12 protein-coding genes are annotated in these 19,411 nt (G+C 41.0%); 6 read left to right on the forward strand and 6 right to left on the reverse strand.

Annotated features, from left to right (window positions below; translation table 11 throughout):
• Positions 1–22 precede the first annotated feature (22 nt).
• From G4420_RS13035 to G4420_RS13055, 5 genes are all read left to right on the forward strand, one after another.
• Positions 23–1,951, forward strand: coding sequence for a heparinase II/III domain-containing protein (locus tag G4420_RS13035; RefSeq protein ID WP_163324112.1), 1,929 nt, complete (start codon positions 23–25; stop codon positions 1,949–1,951).
• Positions 1,952–1,974: 23 nt separating this feature from the next.
• Positions 1,975–3,177, forward strand: coding sequence for an alginate lyase family protein (locus G4420_RS13040; RefSeq protein WP_204273680.1), 1,203 nt, complete (start codon positions 1,975–1,977; stop codon positions 3,175–3,177).
• Positions 3,178–3,393: 216 nt separating this feature from the next.
• Positions 3,394–4,473 (forward strand): mannose-1-phosphate guanylyltransferase, encoded by a 1,080-nt coding sequence (locus tag G4420_RS13045; RefSeq protein WP_163324114.1) that lies wholly within the window; start codon positions 3,394–3,396, stop codon positions 4,471–4,473.
• An 80-nt stretch (positions 4,474–4,553) separates the two neighbouring features.
• Positions 4,554–5,855 (forward strand): L-fucose:H+ symporter permease, encoded by a 1,302-nt coding sequence (gene fucP, locus G4420_RS13050; RefSeq protein WP_163324116.1) that lies wholly within the window; start codon positions 4,554–4,556, stop codon positions 5,853–5,855.
• Positions 5,856–6,152: 297 nt separating this feature from the next.
• Complete coding sequence (locus G4420_RS13055) at positions 6,153–7,409, forward strand: cation:proton antiporter domain-containing protein (RefSeq protein ID WP_163324118.1); 1,257 nt, start codon at positions 6,153–6,155, stop codon at positions 7,407–7,409.
• 177 nt (positions 7,410–7,586) lie between these two features.
• On the opposite strand, the gene G4420_RS13060 is transcribed toward G4420_RS13055, so the two are convergent.
• The 6 genes from G4420_RS13060 to G4420_RS13085 form a co-directional block, all read right to left on the reverse strand.
• Positions 7,587–8,447 (reverse strand): sigma-70 family RNA polymerase sigma factor, encoded by an 861-nt coding sequence (locus G4420_RS13060; protein WP_038562646.1) that lies wholly within the window; start codon positions 8,445–8,447, stop codon positions 7,587–7,589.
• A gap of 112 nt (positions 8,448–8,559) precedes the next feature.
• The gene (locus tag G4420_RS13065; protein ID WP_163324120.1) at positions 8,560–9,999 is read right to left on the reverse strand and encodes a Do family serine endopeptidase; all 1,440 of its coding nucleotides are present in this window, start codon (positions 9,997–9,999) and stop codon (positions 8,560–8,562) included.
• A gap of 238 nt (positions 10,000–10,237) precedes the next feature.
• Positions 10,238–10,819 carry an LOG family protein gene (locus G4420_RS13070; protein ID WP_163324122.1) on the reverse strand — a complete coding sequence of 194 codons (582 nt, stop codon included), beginning with the start codon at positions 10,817–10,819 and terminating at the stop codon, positions 10,238–10,240.
• Positions 10,820–10,934: 115 nt separating this feature from the next.
• On the reverse strand, positions 10,935–12,905 hold the full coding sequence (gyrB, locus tag G4420_RS13075) for a DNA topoisomerase (ATP-hydrolyzing) subunit B (protein WP_163324124.1): 1,971 nt from the start codon (positions 12,903–12,905) through the stop codon (positions 10,935–10,937).
• Between the two features lie 524 nt (positions 12,906–13,429).
• Positions 13,430–15,238: a TonB-dependent receptor gene (locus G4420_RS13080; protein WP_163324126.1), complete on the reverse strand. Its 1,809-nt coding sequence runs from the start codon at positions 15,236–15,238 to the stop codon at positions 13,430–13,432.
• A gap of 11 nt (positions 15,239–15,249) precedes the next feature.
• Positions 15,250–18,321 carry a tetratricopeptide repeat protein gene (locus tag G4420_RS13085; protein WP_163324128.1) on the reverse strand — a complete coding sequence of 1,024 codons (3,072 nt, stop codon included), beginning with the start codon at positions 18,319–18,321 and terminating at the stop codon, positions 15,250–15,252.
• Positions 18,322–18,527: 206 nt separating this feature from the next.
• On the opposite strand from G4420_RS13085, the gene G4420_RS13090 reads away from it, so the two are divergent.
• On the forward strand, positions 18,528–19,250 hold the full coding sequence (locus G4420_RS13090) for a cell division ATP-binding protein FtsE (RefSeq protein ID WP_045033134.1): 723 nt from the start codon (positions 18,528–18,530) through the stop codon (positions 19,248–19,250).
• The last annotated feature ends 161 nt before the right edge of the window (positions 19,251–19,411 follow it).

The following is a 19,411-nucleotide window of genomic DNA, read 5'->3' on the forward strand; positions in this document are numbered from 1 at the left end:
CAAAAACTAAAACCTGATAATCATGAAAAAACTATTTATTCTTTTTCTTTTCAGCAGCTTAGTTCTGAGCAGTTTTTCAAAAGAAAAAAGAGACATCCTTCAAAAAGAAGCAAGTGTAGTTGGAATAGAAAAAGTACTTATAGAGGATTTTTCAGACCTGGATTTTCCTACTTATAAAAGCAGAGATTTCTGGAATAATTTACCGGAGGAAATCCGGATGGCCTATATTAAGGAAGGAGAAGAATATCTTGATTATGATTGGCCGGTGGTTAAAGCAACCGATTATTTGGAGATAATTCGTTCGGGCGATCGTCGGCAAGAAGCCTATTCCGCACCACGCGCTGCATTAGTGGCTTCGGTTATGGCCGAGCTTACCGAAGGAAAAGGGCGTTTTATCGACCAGATAATTAACGGCGTTTGGTATTATAGCGAACAAACCTGGTGGGGATGGTCGGCGCATTTAACGTCGCAAAAAGCGCCACATGGTTTGCCCGATGCCGATGAACCAACTATTGATTTAGGCGTTGGCGAAATCTCCAATATCCTTTCGTGGACCTGGTTTTTGTTTAAAGATGAATTTGATAAGGTACATCCGCTCATCGCGAAACGCCTGAAAGATGAAATCATGAAAAAGGCGGTGATTCCGTACTACGAACGCAATGATTTCTGGTGGCAGGGGCTTGATGGAAGCCGCGATGTTAACAACTGGAATCCATGGACCAACCATAATATCCTGACTTCCATTTTAATTCTGGAAGACGATCAGGATAAGAAAATTGCCGGGGTGGACAAAGTGGTACGGTCGCTCGATCAGTTTATAAATGTTTACCCGAATGATGGCGGTTGCGATGAGGGCCCGTCGTACTGGGGCAGGGCAGGCGCTTCTCTTTATCAGAACCTCGATCTTTTAAAACGTGCTACCAATGGCAGATTCGATGTTTTCGATAATCAGCTCATCAGGAACATGGGGAATTATATTTATAAAGCCTACGTAAATTACCCGTATTTCGTGAATTTTGCCGATGCCGATGCTACAACTGGAGGCCGACCGCAGATAATTTACAGTTATGGAAAAGATATTGACGACCCTGTTATGCAGAAGTTTGGCGCATTTCTCGCCGAAAAACAAGACTGGGGAGTTAAACCTCCGGGAGGAAAAGTGGATGAGCAGATTGTGCAACTAATGTATTTGAAAGAGATTGCGGATGTAGAAGCTGAAAATGCATTGATCAGCGATTTCTGGCTGTCTGAAACACAAGTGGCAGGTGCCCGCGATATGGCTGGCTCAACCGATGGGTTTTACTTTGCAGCTAAAGGAGGACACAATGCTGAAAGCCACAACCACAACGATTTGGGATCTTTTGTTTTGTACTTTGATGGCAAACCCTGTTTGGTAGACATAGGCCGCGAAACCTATACCGCAAAAACGTTTAGCAGCAGAAGATATGAGATCTGGACCATGCAATCGGGCTATCATCAGTTGCCAAAAATAAATGGTGTTGATCAGAAAGAAGGCCGGAACTATGAAGCGAAGAATTCTACTTTTAGTGCCGATTCAAAAAAAGCAATATTTTCTACCGATATCGCCGGCGCCTATCCCGAAGACGCAAAAGTAAAAAAATGGGTGCGCACTTATCGTTTGGACAGGGGAAAGAAATTTACTGTATCAAATGATTACGTGCTGGAAGAACTAACAGATAAACCTACCAGCTTGAATTTTATCACATCAGGAACGGTAACCGATAACGGTGATGGAACTATCGATTTGGCTGGAGACGAGTTTACGCTTCAAATGAAATATGATACAAAACTTTTTACTCCTAAAGTTGAGGTGATTCCTGTAACCGATAAAGGTTTAAAAAGGTATTGGGATGTGATTACCCGAATCATTCTGGAGTACAAAAATCCGCAAATTAAAGGTAAAGATCAGGTAGTAATTACAAAGATCTAGTACAGTAATCCAATTCATTGTAAATGCAGCAACAAACCAATTATTATAAAGCAAACACAGGGATTTTGCTTCTCTTAGTTTGTATGTTCGGGCTATCCTGCTCGCAGAAAAAGCAAGTACCGTACATTGCAGAAGCAGAGCAGCAGTATATCATTAAAACGGCAACGGAATATTTAGACAGTTTGCCGCTCACCGTAACCGCTACTGTTTGTGAACGCAGCGCCGGCGGACCACACGATTTTTACTCCGAGGGCGACTACTGGTGGCCTGATACGGAAAATCCGGATGGGCCGTATATTCGCCGCGACGGTCAAACCAATCCCGACAATTTTGTTGCTCACCGGCTGGCGATGATTCGTTTTAGCCAGATTGTAGGACGTGAAACATCGGCTTATCTGCTCACCGGCGATAAGAGATGTGCAGAGGCGTCTCTAAAACATTTGGAAGCCTGGTTTGTAAATCCTGAAACCAGGATGAATCCAAGTTTACTTTATGTACAAGCCATAAAAGGACGGGTTACCGGACGAGGTATCGGAATTATCGATGCCATTCATTTGATTGAAGTAGCCCGCTCGGTTGAGATTCTGGAGCAAAACAGTGCTGTTGAACAGGAGAAAATTAATAAGATTAAGGCGTGGTTTGAGGAGTTTGTTCAGTGGTTGACCACTCACCCGTATGGTTTGGACGAAATGAATACCAAAAATAACCACGCCACTTGCTGGGTGATGCAGGTTGCTGCTTTTGCCCGGTTAACCGATAATGAAGAGGTACTGAAAATGTGCCGTGATCGTTTTAAGGAAATTCTGCTTCCAAATCAAATGGGAGAGAACGGATCGTTTCCATTGGAACTGGAACGTACCAAACCCTATGGATATTCATTGTTTAACCTCGACGCGTTTTTTACCACTGCTGAGATTCTGAGCGATGAAAACAACAATCTTTATGAATTTTGTACGGCAGACGGTAAAAACCTGGAGTTGGGAGCTGAATATTTGTTTCCCTTTGTTATGGACAAGAGCTCATGGCCTTTGCAACCCGATGTAATGTACTGGGACGAATGGCCGGTTCGGCATCCGTTTTTGCTGTTTGCCGGCAAAGCCTATCAGAAAAAGGAATACATTGAATTGTGGAAAACATTGGAAGGTTATCCTAAAACGCAGGAAGTGATCCGGAATTTACCCATTAGGAATCCGCTATTGTGGTTGCTTAGTGAACCGGTTCAATAAAGTTGATTTAGATTCGTTATTGAAGGATGTTCAACAAATTAAAGAACAAAAAGCCGCGAAATAGGATTCGAATTAGTCGTTGTGTTTAAAATTTAGTCACGGTGTAAGTAGCGCCTGAGAATTTTCTTAACAAAAAAATCAGCATAAATTACCGTTGTTTACTAGCGAAGTAATTTTAGATTCGTATTTTCATCCGTATTTTTAATTTTTAGTAATATGGATAAGATTTATACCCTGATCATGGCGGGTGGATCAGGAACACGATTCTGGCCACGCAGTAAAACGGCAAAACCAAAACAATACCTGAATATCTTTGGCGAACAATCGCTGCTTCAGGACACCATTGAACGATTTGCAACTTTCACAAAAAAAGAAAATATCTACATTGTTTCAAGTGCAACACAGGCACAAGTATTGGAGGAACAAACTCCGATGTTACCCAAAGAAAACCTGATTTACGAGCCGGTTGGCAGAAATACCTTGCCATGTATTGGTTTGGCGGCGATGTATGCCGAGCGCGAAGACCCTGACGGCGTAATGGTAGTTTCACCTTCGGATCATTTAATTACAAATACTGCTTTGTTTGAAGACACAGTTTTGGCCGCTGCCAAAATTGCTAACGAACGTGATGGTATTGTAACGCTTGGAATTACTCCAACATATCCGGCAACAGGTTATGGTTACGTACAAACTGCCGAAGATATTACCGGCAACGAAACAATAAAACAGTTTAAAGTGGAACGTTTTGTGGAAAAACCGGATGAAGCCACTGCAGCCGATTACCTGAAACAAGGCGGTTTTTACTGGAACAGCGGATTATTTGTTTTCAAAGTATCGGTTTTCCTGAAAGCGGTTCAAGAATTTGCCCCGAAGTTATATGCTGATTTACGCAAAATTCAGGCTGATTTGGGCAATCCTTCATATCCTGAAACGCTTGATACCATTTACCGCGCTGTTGAGAGCATTTCGGTTGATTACGGTATCATGGAGCACGCCAAAAACATTTACCTGGTTGAAGGAAATTTCGATTGGAATGACCTGGGGAGCTGGGAGTCGGTTTATCAAACCGATAAAAAAGATGAAAATGGTAATGCAGGAATGGGAGAGGCCATATTTTTAGATGCTAAAAACTCGTACGTGTCTACCGACGATGGACTTGTTGCTGTGGTTGGTCTTGATGATGTAATTGTTGTGCGCGACGGAAATACAACCCTGGTTTGCAAACGCGATAATGCAGAGGATATTAAAAAAATTGTTGAACAGCTAAAAGCTAATAATAAATCAGAGTACCTGTAGAAAGTTGTGCCCGGAAATGTTGCCGGGTAGCTTGCTAAAACTGCACTAACTTCCAGTATTTTAGTAAAACTATTAAACCAATGAATAAAACAAAACCAATTGTTGTGGACAAGAAAATTCTTGTTCCCTTTATACTTATAACCAGTTTATTTGCCCTTTGGGGGTTTGCCAATGATTTGACCAACCCGATGGTGGCTGCGTTTCAAACGGTAATGGAAATTTCCAACGCAAAAGCAGCTATGGTACAGTTTGCATTTTATGGCGGATATGCTACCATGGCGATTCCGGCGGCGTTAATTATAAAACGATATTCGTATAAAACCGGAATTATTGTTGGCCTGGCATTATATGCCGTTGGTGCCTTGTTGTTTTTTCCGGCTGCACAATACGAAATTTTTGGATTCTTCCTTGTGTCGCTGTACATCCTCACTTTTGGTTTAGCTTTCCTCGAAACCACTGCCAATCCGTATATTTTATCGATGGGAGATCCGGCAACCGCAACGCGTCGTTTAAACCTGGCGCAATCGTTTAATCCAATGGGATCGATATTGGGAATGTTTGTGGCCTCAAAACTCATTCTTTCGTCGTTGGAGTCGGATAAACGGGATGCTGCCGGAAACCTGATTTTCGATACTTTAAATGCAGCCGAGAAAGCAGCTATTCGTACCAACGATCTGTCTGTAATACGCAACCCGTATGTAATTTTGGGATTCGTAGTAATTTTAATGCTGATTATTATTGCTGTTTCAAAAATGCCGAAACGCGAAAGTGCCGACCATGAAATTCATCCATGGCACTCGGCAAAACGATTATTCCGCAACAAAATATACCGGGAAGGCGTAATTGCCCAGGTATTCTATGTGGGGGCACAAATCATGTGCTGGACCTTCATTATTCAATATGCCGATAACCTGGGTATTCCAAAAGCAAAGGCTCAGGATTTCAATATAATCGCCATGGCGATTTTTATCGTCAGCCGATTTATCAGTACCTTTTTAATGAAATACCTGAATGCCCGTTATATGTTGTTGCTTTTTGCCATTGGCGGAATGTGTACAACGACCGGAGTAGTTTTAATTCAGGGAATGATGGGCTTGTATTTACTGGTGGCCACGTCGGCTTTTATGTCGCTGATGTTTCCAACCATTTACGGAATTGCACTTGAAGACGTTGGTGATGATGCCACGCTTGGTGCCGCCGGTTTGGTAATGGCAATTGTGGGCGGAGCATTAATGCCTCCACTGCAGGGTTTAATTATCGACCAGGGGACTATCGGGCCGCTTCCGGCAGTGAACTTTTCGTTTGTTTTGCCTTTTATCTGCTTTGTTATAATTGCAATTTATGGTAAGAGAACATATAACGCATTTAAAAAAGCTCGATAAGGCTAGACTCCAATAGCTAATTATAATTCATAAATGTGGAAAACAATACGAAATTGATTGAGTAGTATAAAAAAGTGCGTGTAACTGATATCATTTATCCTAAAGTTACCTGTAACATCGGCAACATTGGTATATTTGATATGGAAATCTATCCGGATGGAAATATAATTTAATCAGCTACTCTATTAGTATTTGCTGAGTATAAAGTGTTTCCGGCCGGGAGATTTAAGCTACAGATTTTCGTTAAAACAATTGCATAATCGAACTGTTTGTGTAACTTAAAACAAAGTTTTCTGTATGAATGCATACCTCTTTCTTATTGGCCTTTGTGTCATTATAATATTTTCTTTTTTCACTAATATGTTTTCGCGGAAAACCAACGTGCCTAGTGTGTTGATTTTAATATTGCTGGGTGTTGGAGTACAGGAATTAATGACCTACTTTGAAATGGAGCCCGATTATTTCTGGGCACTCGAAGTATTAGGAATTGTTGGATTGATAATGATCGTGCTGGAAGCCGCTCTCGATCTTGAGTTGAAGAAGGAGAACTGGCCAATTATATGGAAATCGTTTACCATCGCTTCTTTATCGTTGGGATTAACAGCCGTTTCAATTGCATTTATCATTCAGTCTTTTATCCCCGAAATCAATTTCTTACCGGCACTGGTTTACGCTTTGCCACTTTCAATAATGAGCAGTGCGATCATCATACCAAGTGTTGCGAACCTTACAAAATACAAACGGGAATTTTTAATTTACGAAAGCACATTCTCTGATATTTTGGGTATAATGGTGTTTTACATGATTGTTGAAAACCTTCATGTTGAAGGGATGCGCCAGTTAAGTTTTGCCATTGGCAGTAACATCGTACTTACGTTGGTAATTTCGGTGGTACTATGTTATGGTTTACTTTATATCATTCAAAATATTAAAGGCGATGCAAAGTTTTTCCTGTTTTTGGCGGTGCTGGTTTTACTATATGCCGTTGGTAAAATGTTCCATCTGTCGTCGTTAATTATAATTTTAATGTTTGGCCTTCTTTTACGTAATTACAAAGTTTTACTTTTTGGAAGGCTCCGTGAGTGGTTAAACGATGCAAGAATTGATGGTCTTTTTGATCAGTTTAATATGATAACCACAGAAACCGCCTTTCTGGTGCGTACTTTCTTCTTCGTTGTTTTTGGGATGACTTTACCGCTGGCGTCGTTATTTAGCGGGAAAGTTTGGCTGATCAGCGTTATCTTCCTGGCGGTTACTTACATTTTACGATTTGGATTATTCTATGTTATCGAACGAAAAGATACGCTGCCGCAAACATTTATAGCACCAAAAGGATTAATTACAGTGCTACTGTTTTTTGCTATTCCCGAATCGTTAAGGGCCGAGAAATTTGAAGGAGCTGTATTGTTTGTTGTAATTATCGCAACCAGTTTAATTATGGCGTGGGCTTTAATTGCAACAAAAAGTACGAGTACAAAAAATGGGGGAGATGAAGAGAGTTCGGAAGGTGATGAGGGGAAAAACTCTGATTTTATTGAGCTGCCGATTGACTAATCACGATTAGAAATAAAACTGAGCTTTTGGTTCATTTATTCCCAAAGTCTCCTTTCTTTACTATTGGCATTAACCATTGTAATTTCAGAGCTTCGCTTGAGGCTCACTCCGAAAAACAATTGGTATAAAATAAAAAAGGTTGCCATTTTTGTAATGACAACCTTTCTTTTTTTCTCCTTAGCCCAGATATGATTTTAATAATTTGCTACGCGATGTATGTCTTAATCGTCTGATAGCTTTTTCTTTTATCTGCCTTACCCTTTCGCGGGTTAATCCAAATCGTTCACCGATTTCCTCCAATGTCATTTCCTGGCACCCTATGCCAAAAAACAGTTTAATGATGTCACTTTCTCGCTCAGTCAACGTTGCTAACGCGCGAAAAATTTCTCTTGCCAAAGATTCGTTAATAAGGCTCTTGTCGGCATTTGGCGAATCGTTGTTCACCAATACGTCAAGAAGACTGTTGTCTTCACCATCAACAAATGGTGCATCAACCGATACATGTCTTCCCGATACTCTTAAAGTATCAGCAACCTTATCAGCAGGCAGCTCTAATGTTTCAGCTAACTCTTCAGGCGACGGTTTACGTTCGTGTTCTTGCTCAAATTTTGAATAAGCCTTATTGATCTTATTCAGTGAACCTACCTGGTTCAAAGGCAAACGAACAATACGCGACTGCTCTGCAAGCGCTTGAAGAATAGATTGGCGAATCCACCATACTGCGTAAGAAATGAACTTAAAACCGCGGGTTTCATCGAACTTCTCAGCTGCTTTAATCAACCCAAGGTTTCCTTCGTTAATTAAATCGGGTAAGCTTAGTCCCTGGTTTTGGTACTGCTTAGCCACCGATACTACAAATCGAAGGTTTGCTCTTGTAAGTTTCTCCAAAGCTGCCTGATCGCCCTTTTTAATCCGCTGTGCTAACTCCACTTCTTCCTCTACAGTAATCAGCTCTTCCTTACCAATTTCCTGCAAATACTTATCTAAAGAGGCACTTTCACGGTTAGTGATCGACTTTGTGATCTTTAGTTGTCTCATATATAATCCTTAAAAAATCGTGCAAATATAGAACATTAATATCTAATGGTCAAGGAGAAAGCTCATCGTATTCTGTAATTAATACAAAGTTAAAGGTTATGTACTTTGAATGTTAACGTTCAACGCCAAAAACATAGTATGCTGATTCCCCATTTGGATAAACACCTTCAACCAGAATTCCTCCTCTCGCATTTCCAACTTCTCTCTTAAAATCTGATACCTCGTAAATAGGTTTTTTGTTTACCGAGGTAATAATAAAACCTTTTTCGAGACCGGCATCCTTTAGTTTTCCTTTATTCAGACTGGTGATCATGATGCCATTATTGATTCCCAAATCTTGTTTAACACTGTTACTAACTGTTTCAAACTCGGCACCCAGCACGGTTATATTGTCGCGTACTATTTCGGTGTCGCCATGTTTGTTACGCAAGGTAACGGTAAATTGTTTCTTTTCATTGTCTCTAATTACAACAATGTCAACATTGTCGCCCGGACGGTACTGACTAACTTTTTCCTGTAGCTCGGCTGCTGTTTTTACTTTATCTCCATCAACGCTGATGATTACATCTTCTTCTTTTATGCCGGCTTCGTTGGCAGCTCCGTTCTCAACGACTCCACCTATATAAACACCTTCCACCTTGTCAAGGTTCAGTTCTTCAGCAATTTCTGCATTTACGTCGCCAATATTTACACCGAGTAATGCACGTTGTACCTCTCCAAATTCTTTTAAGTCTTCAACAACTTTTTTTACAATTGAAACAGGTACAGCAAAAGAATATCCGGTATATGATCCTGTCTGTGAGGCAATTGCAGTGTTAATTCCAATCAGGTTGCCTTGCTGATTCACAAGTGCTCCTCCGCTGTTTCCTGGATTTACTGCCGCATCGGTTTGAATAAACGATTCGATACGATACTGATCCTGGTTAATTCCCAGGTTTCGTCCTTGCGAACTGATAATACCAGCAGTTACTGTAGAGGTAAGATTAAACGGGTTACCAACTGCCAAAACCCATTCGCCAAGTTTCAGATTATCAGAATTTCCATAAGTTAAATATGGTAAATCTTCGGCGTCAACTTTTAACAGGGCAATATCGGTTGATGGATCGGTTCCAACCAACCGGGCTTCAAACTCGCGTTTGTCGTTTAATATTACTTTAATGTTCTGTGCATCTTCAATAACGTGGTTATTGGTAATAATGTACCCATCTTCCGACATAATTACACCTGATCCAAAACCTTGTCTCACTTGTGGTTGTTGCCTTTGCAAGCCAAAAAACTCATCAAGAAACGGATTACCGCTCGACCATTGACCCGTACGAACTGATTTTGTGGCAATATGCACTACCGCATGAATTGATTTTTCGGCGGCAAAAGTTAAATCGGGTAACTGTTGTTCACTGTCTGCGGGGTAATTAACAAATCGTGCTGCTTGCTCTTCTTTCACTGTTACAACTTGTGGCTTGTCGAAAAAAGTGCTGTAAGCCCAAACTCCTACAAATGCACCTGCTATAACAAGTAAAAATGTCAGCGAAATTCTTCCTACTCTTTTCATAACTTAAAATTTTTAAAACGTTCTTGTTTTCTCAGGGAATTAAGAACGCAAATTTATTGCCACTGTTTTGCTTGTCTGCCAGTGATTGCCGCTATTTTGCATAATTTAACACGCACATGCTTATAGTGTTAAAAAGTGAAAATAAAAACGGTGTCAACTGAAAGTATGTCAGTATGGCTTGACAGAACGTGCAAATAATACGACAATTTATCGTATTAATAATTACAAATACAAGCAATTATTTTTCGGGAACTTTAAACCATTTGGAATCAAGTTCTACTTCCTCGTAATTTTCGATGTATTTCATCGCTTCTTCCGGCGTTTCTGCCACAAAATATAATTGTCGGTAAATATCTTTTGCAAATAGTTCGACATATGAAACCTCAAATTGTTTAAAGAGGTTGTCGAAAAAATTATTAGTGTTAACAAATACAATTGGTTTGTGGTGATAGGAGAGTTGGCGAAGTGTAATAACCTCCAGTATTTCTTCGAGCGTACCAAAACCACCGGGCAATGCAATAAAAGCATCCGACATGTCGCGCATTTGAGCTTTCCGTTCCATCATATCAGTGGTAATTATTACTTCGTGCGAGTTGTTGGAGGCCAGCGAACGGCCGATCATTCGTTCAGGAATAATACCTACTGTTTTTGCACCTGCTTTGCTGGCAGCGATGGTAGCCGCCTCCATAAGTCCAACATTGGCACCACCATTTATTAAACTATGGCCGCTGTTACCAATTAGCTCGCCCAGGTTTTGTGCGGCCTCGAAGTACTTTTCGTTTATGGCATTGCTCGATGAGCAGAAAACACAGATGTTCATATGTTAGGATTTAGTTAAGCGAAAAAATCCGGGAAATGATCCCGGATTTTAACACAGTATTTTATTAATAGCATTCCGAATCGTAACTCGCCGTGCTATTTGTTGTTCAAACGAATTACGCGTCGATATTTGCGTAGGTAGCGTGGTCTTCAATAAACTTACGGCGAGGCGGTACATCGTCGCCCATAAGCATAGAGAAAATATGGTCAGCTTCAGCAGCATTTTCAATGGTTACCTGCTGTAACGTACGTTGCTCAGGATTCATGGTAGTTGACCAAAGTTGCTCGGCATTCATCTCTCCCAAACCTTTGTAACGCTGCGTGTGAACAGCACTTTCGTTACCGTCGGCCCATTCTTCAATGAGTTGCAGACGTTGTTTCTCTGACCATGCATATGCTTCTCTCTTTCCTTTTTTTATAAGGAAAAGTGGTGGAGCTGCAATATAAAGGTGACCTCTTTTAATCAGATCATTCATATAGCGGAAAAAGAAGGTCATAATAAGCGTTGCAATGTGACTACCGTCAACGTCGGCATCGGTCATGATCACAATCTTGTGATACCTTAATTTTTCCATATTGAGTGCTTTTGAATCTTCATCAGTACCAATGGTTACACCCAATGCTGTAAATATATTTTTGATCTCCTCGTTTTCGAAGATTTTATGTTGCATGGCTTTTTCCACGTTCAAAATCTTACCACGCAATGGCAGAATAGCTTGAGTTCTGCGGTCGCGACCTTGTTTTGCCGTACCACCTGCCGAGTCTCCCTCGACAAGGAATACCTCACATTGAGCAGGATCTTTTTCCGAACAGTCGCTCAGTTTACCCGGCAAACCTCCACCCGAAAGTGCGTTTTTACGTTGCACCATCTCACGTGCTTTACGTGCCGCATGACGAGCTTGAGCTGCAAGAATTACTTTGCTAACAATCTGCTTGGCTGCTTTTGGATTTTCTTCCAGGTAGTTTTGTAAGGCTTCACTGGTTGCCTGGTCAACGGATAAACTCACTTCAGAGTTACCTAATTTGGTTTTCGTCTGACCTTCAAACTGTGGCTCCTGAACCTTAACCGAAATAATTCCGGTCAATCCTTCACGGAAATCGTCTCCACTGATGTCAAATTTCAGTTTTTGGAGCATTCCGCTTTGGTCAGCATAGTTTTTCAAAGTTCTGGTTAAACCTCTGCGGAAACCGGTTAAATGCGTTCCTCCTTCAATGGTGTTAATGTTATTCACGTAAGAGTGAATATTCTCAGAGAAAGAAGTGTTGTATTGCAAAGCGATTTCTACCGGAATACCATTTTTCTCGGTGGTTATGTGAACCACATCGTCAATTAGTTTTTCACGAGTACCATCAAGGTATTCAACAAACTCTTTTAATCCTTCTTCCGAAAAATAATCTTCCGATTTGAATGAGCCATCTTCTTCCGTCACACGCTCATCGATAATTCTTAATTTGATTCCTGCATTGAGGAAAGCCAGCTCGCGTAAACGGGCCGCCAGAATTTCATATTTATATACGGTGGAAAGGAAGATACTGGCATCAGGCTGGAATGTAACCTGAGTACCTGTTTTGTCGGTTGTACCAATAACCTGAACATCGCCCTGTGGTTTCCCAATAGCGTATTCCTGTACATAAATTTTTCCGTCGCGGTGCACTTCTGCTTTCAGGTAGGTAGAAAGTGCGTTCACACACGAAACACCTACACCGTGCAAACCACCTGAAACTTTGTACGAATCTTTATCGAATTTACCACCGGCGTGTAAAACGGTCATAACAACTTCCAGCGCCGATTTATTTTCTTTTGTATGTCTTTCGGTAGGAATACCGCGTCCATCATCTTTTACAGTGATGGAATTATTTTCATGAATAATAACTTCAATGTTGTTACAGTAACCGGCCAATGCTTCGTCGATCGAGTTATCAACCACTTCGTATACCAAATGGTGTAACCCTTTTTCGTTGGTGTCGCCAATGTACATCGACGGCCTTTTTCTTACTGCTTCCAAACCTTCAAGCACCTGGATACTATCTGCTCCGTAGTTTCCGTTGCCATTGCTTTGGACTTCATTTTTTTCAATTTCGCTCATCTCTGTTTGTTAAAATTAAATCCTCTAAAATAAAATAGTTTCCCCCGCAAAAAATTCTTTAAAACTTTTCGAAGAAAACTAGTTGATTTTTAAGCTCTTATCTTGTTCTAAAAATGATCTGATAATCACGCCACAAATATATAAAAAATAGGCAGAAATGTGCTGTTTTTAATGTGTTAAAAGACCTTATTTTTCAACAAAATATTAACCTCAAAATCAGGGTGAAGCAGCCGGTTTTTATTTCGGAGAAAATTGAGTAGAAAAAACGGTTAAATTGAGTCTGGTTTTTTCGTTAATTACATTCATTTTTCTGGAAAATTACCAGCATTGATGAGAGTAAAGTAAGTTGAATCTAACTCTCCCTCATTCCCTCTCTACGCGTAGAGAGGGACGATTGTGTCGCAGGCGCAATCAGGGTGAGTGTTTAAATCTTGATCCAGATTTCGCTATTGATTTTCAAGTGACTCCAACGAAAAAAGGGAAGCTTTTGCCTCCCTTTTACCGAATTGAGTTGTTAGTATTGTTTAGAACGAATAGCTTATACCGGCCAGCATATTAAAGCTTTGTACCGGGTATCCGAACCAGCGTTGATATTTTTGAAAACCAAAGTTGTTGAGTTGTGCAAACACCGAAAATTGATTGGTGATCTGGTAGTTGCCTTTTACGTTTAGATCGAAAGCTGTTTCCAGGTTGTTTTTGTCTATCCTTACACCATTTCCATTAAATGTGTCGTCATTAATGATCAATGCTTTCCTTTCACCCATTAAAAAGATATCAGCCGACAAACTTAATTGGTCGTTTACTTTGTAACCAATGTTTAAGTTTGCGTCCCAGGTTGGCATATTCCACGCTTCTGTATTTTCCTTAGGAAGTGTGAAGTTACTAGGATACGCAAAAGTTTGCTCTTCAGTTTGATAGTTGTAATAATTCACTGAAGCTGTCAAGTCAACATTGTCTGACGAGGCGTGAAATATTTCCGCATTAAGTTTTAGTCGGTTCATATTTCCATAGAGTACATCAAATGTATTGTCGACAATCGATAGGGCAGGATTGTATGCCGGATCGAGATATAATGCTTCGCTCAGGTAGTAAAACGGTTGGTTGTCGATTATAGCATATTCTGCCGAAATTTTAAAGTTGGTCTTTTTCGAGAACTTACCATCAAAACCACCATAAAAACGAAACTTTTGGAACGAATTCATTACATCGTGCTCCGGATCTACAAATGGATTTTCGTAGGCTATTTTTGAATAGTAATTGCTAACGTAATCGCCATCAATACCGGCATAAAGATTTATCAGCTCCGGAACCGGTGCCCAGTTGGCGCGGATATTAGGCGAAATTTTAGCTTCGGTATCTTCGTCGGAAACCATAACAAACCAGGTGTTTACTCCCAGGGTAATGTTTGCTGTTTCGTCGCCAACAAACCAGGCCGGTTTGGCGTGTATGATAATCTGCGAACGGTTGCCGGTTGTTGAGTCAGCCTGTAGGAAAATATCGCTGGCCTGAGTGTATAAAATGCCACCTTCGAGCAGTCCAACGCCGGTAACCATTGGTTGCTGCACATCCAATACAAAACTGGCGTAATGTTCGCGCTGATCGGTTTTTGTTCCAAAATAATGGTAGGTAAAATCAAAACCAATGGTGGCATCGTCGTATTCGGCAGTCGGGTTTTTCAGCCCAATGTTAATGCCGCCCTTAGCAAACGACTGTTTGGTATCGAAATAATTAATGGTCTGACCGTCTTCGAGCAAAGGATCAGGAACGGCTGTTAACGGGTAACCGTAGTAATTAAATGCATCGTGTTTAAAATCCAGGTTCACCGAAAGTACATTGTCCTGAACCAGGTGTTTTACAAACAGATCGACCTCGTTCTTCATAAACGGAGCATCCACTTTATTGCCGCCTTCCAGTTCAATATCGTCAAACGACGAAAGGTGCATGGCATGAATTCCAAACAACGAATTTCTTGAGTTTTGGTTGTTAAAGAAAACCTCGCCATACGGGCGGAAAGTTGTTCCCAAACCGGCGCGTACCAAACCGTAACCGTTGTCCTCATTCTTCGATGTCTCAACAATGGCTGCTTTTAACGGATTCACCGAAAACGTGCTAAAAACAGGTTTGCTGTTAATGTTGTAGTTAAAGGTTGGTTTCTGGTGTTCCGTTTCATCAATTGTTGGCATGCTGTTTAGTTTGTTGGCATCAGAAAGTGTGGGTTTGTAGGCTTTTGTAACCTCAACCTCCTTCGTAAGCGTGGTGTCTTGTTGCGCCTGTACAAAAACGGCAGTACCAAGTAATATAAGTGTGAAAATATATCGTGCTGTTTTAAACATGTTGTGCATTTTTAGTTTTGTTTAATTTCCATTTGGAACGAGCTGTCAACTGCGTTTTGTTGTTCCTGTGCTTCTTTTGCCAGAATAACATCAAGGCGTTGCTGCGCTTCGGCTTTTATTCCGTCGTTGTCGTCGTTATAATTTTCAGCAAGGCTTTTTAACGTATGTTTTGCCTGAAACTGATCGCCGCCATCTTCGTAAATGCTGGCCAGCAACAAAAAGGCTTTACCCAGCCAGTAAGTGTATGGCGTTCCTTTATCTATAAAATCAACAATCTCTTCCTCGGCTTTTGCTCTGTTATTGTCGCGGTAATAAATTTCTGCCAACAGGTATTTGGCTTCAGCACCCTGTTCCAGTTTGGTGTCTTTTGCCACATCGCGTAACGGACTAATTGCCGAACTTAAATTGCCCAGTTCGTAGTTCGATTTTCCAATGGCATAATCCGTTTCCTTTTTCAGCGCTTCGTTGGCTACGTCTGATTTGTTTACTTTTTCGGCTGCTACAATTACCGCCTGATAATTTTGATTGATCAACTGGCAACGCATTTGGCCGGTGTTGGCACGAAGCGAATTCCATTTTCCGGTTGATTTTTCTTCCAGACGGTTAAACAGATCAAGCGCAGTATCGTAGTCGCCGGCATTATATGTCAGCTCCGATGCACGTGCAAGTGCCTGTTCTGTAAAAATATTATCGGGTTGGTTGGCTACAAACGAGTAGTGTGAATTGGCTTCCCCGTAACTGCCTTCTTTGTATTTTATTTCTGCCAGATAGAAATGTGCATTGGCAGCGTAAGCTCCGTTTGGAAATTGATTCAGGTATTGTTGAAGCTGGATATCAGCATCATCATTTCCTGCCATATAAACACGTTCTGCAGCCGAGTAAGTTAACTGATCCTGTTCCGATGCACTAACACTAACATCACCGCCCAAACGTTTTACGTAGGCAAAATAAGCATCCACATTATTCAGTTCCACGTAGCAGTTTTTTATGCCTTGCAAAGCTGAATTGGCCTCGGGTGTACCTTTGTAGTTTTCGGCTACTTCTTTGTACTGGCTCAGCGCTTTGTTAAAGTCGCCGTTGTTGTAATTTACCAATCCCAGTTGCAACAGTGCATTACGATAATAATTACTGTTAGGATGGTTTTCAACGATCTCCTGATACTGGCGAACGGCCTCGAAATTGTTGCCCAGTCTTTCGTTCGCACGCCCAAGTTCATACAAGGCGTCATCGTAGTAATCCGACTCCGGAAATTCGCGTAACAACAGGTTCAGGTTGTTGATCTTGTCTTGCTGTTTACGCTGTAGCCCCTGGCAAAATGCAATTTGTAACAGCGCATAATCGGCTTCCAGCATTTTTATGTTATAGGCACGCTCGTAATTATCGATGGCCTGCGCATAATTTGTATTCAGGAAATAATAGTCGCCAATACGGTTGTATGCGTCGGCAATTTTTGGTGTTCGTTTGCCCTGCATTTTTTCCACGTACTGTCGGAAATGTTGGTGTGCCGCTTCTTTATTATCGGTTTTCAGATAAGCATAGCCCATGTTGTAGTCGGCATTTAAAACCTCGGCATCGTTTGTGGAAGCAGAACTTCGTGCGAACTGGTTGTACGACGCGATAGAATTGTTGTAATCGCCCACACGGTATAAGGCTTCCGATTTCCAGTACAGTGCCCGCGCTTTTATTTCTTTACTGTAGTTTCCATTGGCCAGCGACAGGTCGAAATTTTCGATCGCCTCGTTGTACATCAGATTATTGAAAAGCTCCAAACCACGGTAAAATGTTACGCGCTGGTAAGCTTCTAAAATATGGGGCGTTTTGTTTTGTATTTTCTCAATCGACTCAATAGCGTCTTTGTAGTTTTTGGTAACCATGTATACCTCGCCCAGAATTTCGTAGGCTTCGGCATTTTTTGGAGAGTTTGGATATTCCGCAATGTAGCGGTCGAAAGCTTTTATGGTTTCGTTAAACGGAGAGTAAGAAAGCTCGTAGGTTAATTTGGCGTAACTGAACAAAGCGTCTTCTTTAATGTCCGGGTTGAAATCGAATTCCGAAGCCGCATTATAGGCTGTTTTTGCCTTTTCCTTGTCGTCCAGTTTTATGAAACAATCGGCCAGATGATAGTAGGCGTTTTGTGTCATTTCATCTTCGCCGGTAGCCGCTTTTTGTAACAATTCGGCTGCTTCGGTAAATTTATTGGTATGGTAGTAACAAAATCCAAGAATGTAATTTTCTTCGCGTGTTTTTGTCCCCGATGTTTTAAAATATCTCTCGAGGTAAGGAATGGCGTTTTCGTATTGGCCTAAATGAAAATACGAATCGCCAACAATTTTTGCCAACTCGGTTTGGTGCTCTTCCTGCACATCATCGATAATGGTTGTGGTGTAGTTTACCACCTCGTTGTATTTCTTTTGTTTGTAGTAGACATGGCTGACATACAATGGAATTACCGGCGAATACGACGGGTCGTTGTTCAGCGCCCTAAAAGCTTCAAGTGCCGCATCGTAATCCTCTCTTAAGTACAAAATGTGCGCACAGTAGTAGGTGGCCGGTTTGCTGTACAAATTATTGGTGTTCCGGATGGCCATAAATTCGCGGTAGGCCACATCGGTGTTTCCTTCTTCGAGGTTGGCAAATCCATTCTGGTATTGCAATTCAATGCGTTCATTGTCCGAAAGGTCGCTGCGGTCTACTTTTGCAAAAGTGCGAATGGCCAAAGAATATTGCCGTTTTTCAAACTGGTTTTTACCAAGGTTAAATTGCGCACTGTTCATGTACGGACTATCAGGATAGGTTTCAACAAACGTGCGGATCAGCTTGTCGCCCGATCGGTAACCGGCGTGAAGTGCCGAAACAGCTTTGAAATATTCGGCTTCTGAATACAGTTCCGATTTGGGCTCAACACGTTTCTGAATTTTCTCAAATTGCCGGTAAGTTGAAATGTATTTTCCTTTGTTGTAGAGTTCTTTTGCGATGTCGATATCCTTTCTTACATCATCAAAATAAGCCGTTTCCTGCGCTCCGACTTGCTGAAAAGAACCAATAATGATAAAAAGAGATAACAAAATTTGTATTGTTCTCATGCTTTATTCGCTTTGTTTGAAATGAATAAATTGTTTAAAACCATTAGCTGGCTTACTTTTTAAAATTGACCAACTAAAATAGTTATTCCCTGTATGCTAAACTGTCGTTAATGCTTGTAATTCTTAACAAAAAACTGTTTATTTCTTTCCTTTATTATATATGTGGGTAAGAAATTTCGAACTATTTTAGTTGTAACACATTTTTTATGGACAAAAAAACAGTCATAAAGTTGCTGGATGCCAGCATTTACCAGTACGATAACCTGGTGCTTTCGGGGGTTGATGTAGAGGTGAAGGAAGGTGAATTTATCTATGTGGTTGGAAAAGTGGGAACAGGAAAAACCAGCCTGATAAAAACACTGAACGCTGAATTGCCCTTGGAATTTGGCTCGGGGACTGTGTTGGATTTTGACCTCGTAGGACTGAAAAAACGTAATATTCCTCATTTGAGAAGACGGCTTGGCGTTGTTTTTCAGGATTTCCGTTTGCTTACCGACCGGAATGTGTATGCTAACCTGGCTTTTGTGTTAAAGGCCACCGGATGGAAAAACAAGCTGGAAATTGAAAACCGCGTTGACGAAGTGTTGGAGCGCGTTGGAATGTTGCATAAAAAGGAAAAAATGCCGCATCAGCTAAGTGGGGGCGAGCAGCAGCGTGTTGTTATCGCACGCGCCATTTTGAATTATGCTGATATTATTTTGGCTGATGAGCCCACCGGTAACCTCGATCCCGAAACTTCGGAAGATATTCTGGATTTGTTTATCCAGTTAAACAACGATGGAAAAACCATTTTGATGGCAACGCACGATTATGCCGCAATAGCCAAAAAGCCTGCGCGAACGCTGGTTTGTGTAAATGGAAAATTAAACGATTCGGCAAAAAATACTGACGAATTGGAGTTTGAAAATCTGTTGGAGAAAAATGTTTAGTTTGATTAAAAACTCTGTTTTCTTGCTTTAGGAATGTCATCCTGTACTTCATGATAAAAGTGAATAATCGTATTAAGCGATCGAATCTTGTGGTATAGAATATTCAAATTTTTTATTGACCCCTAAATCCCCTAAAGTGGACTTGCCCAGCTCCCCTTTAG

The sequence above is a fragment of the Draconibacterium mangrovi genome, assembly GCF_010586825.1.
Lineage (GTDB): Bacteria > Bacteroidota > Bacteroidia > Bacteroidales > Prolixibacteraceae > Draconibacterium > Draconibacterium mangrovi.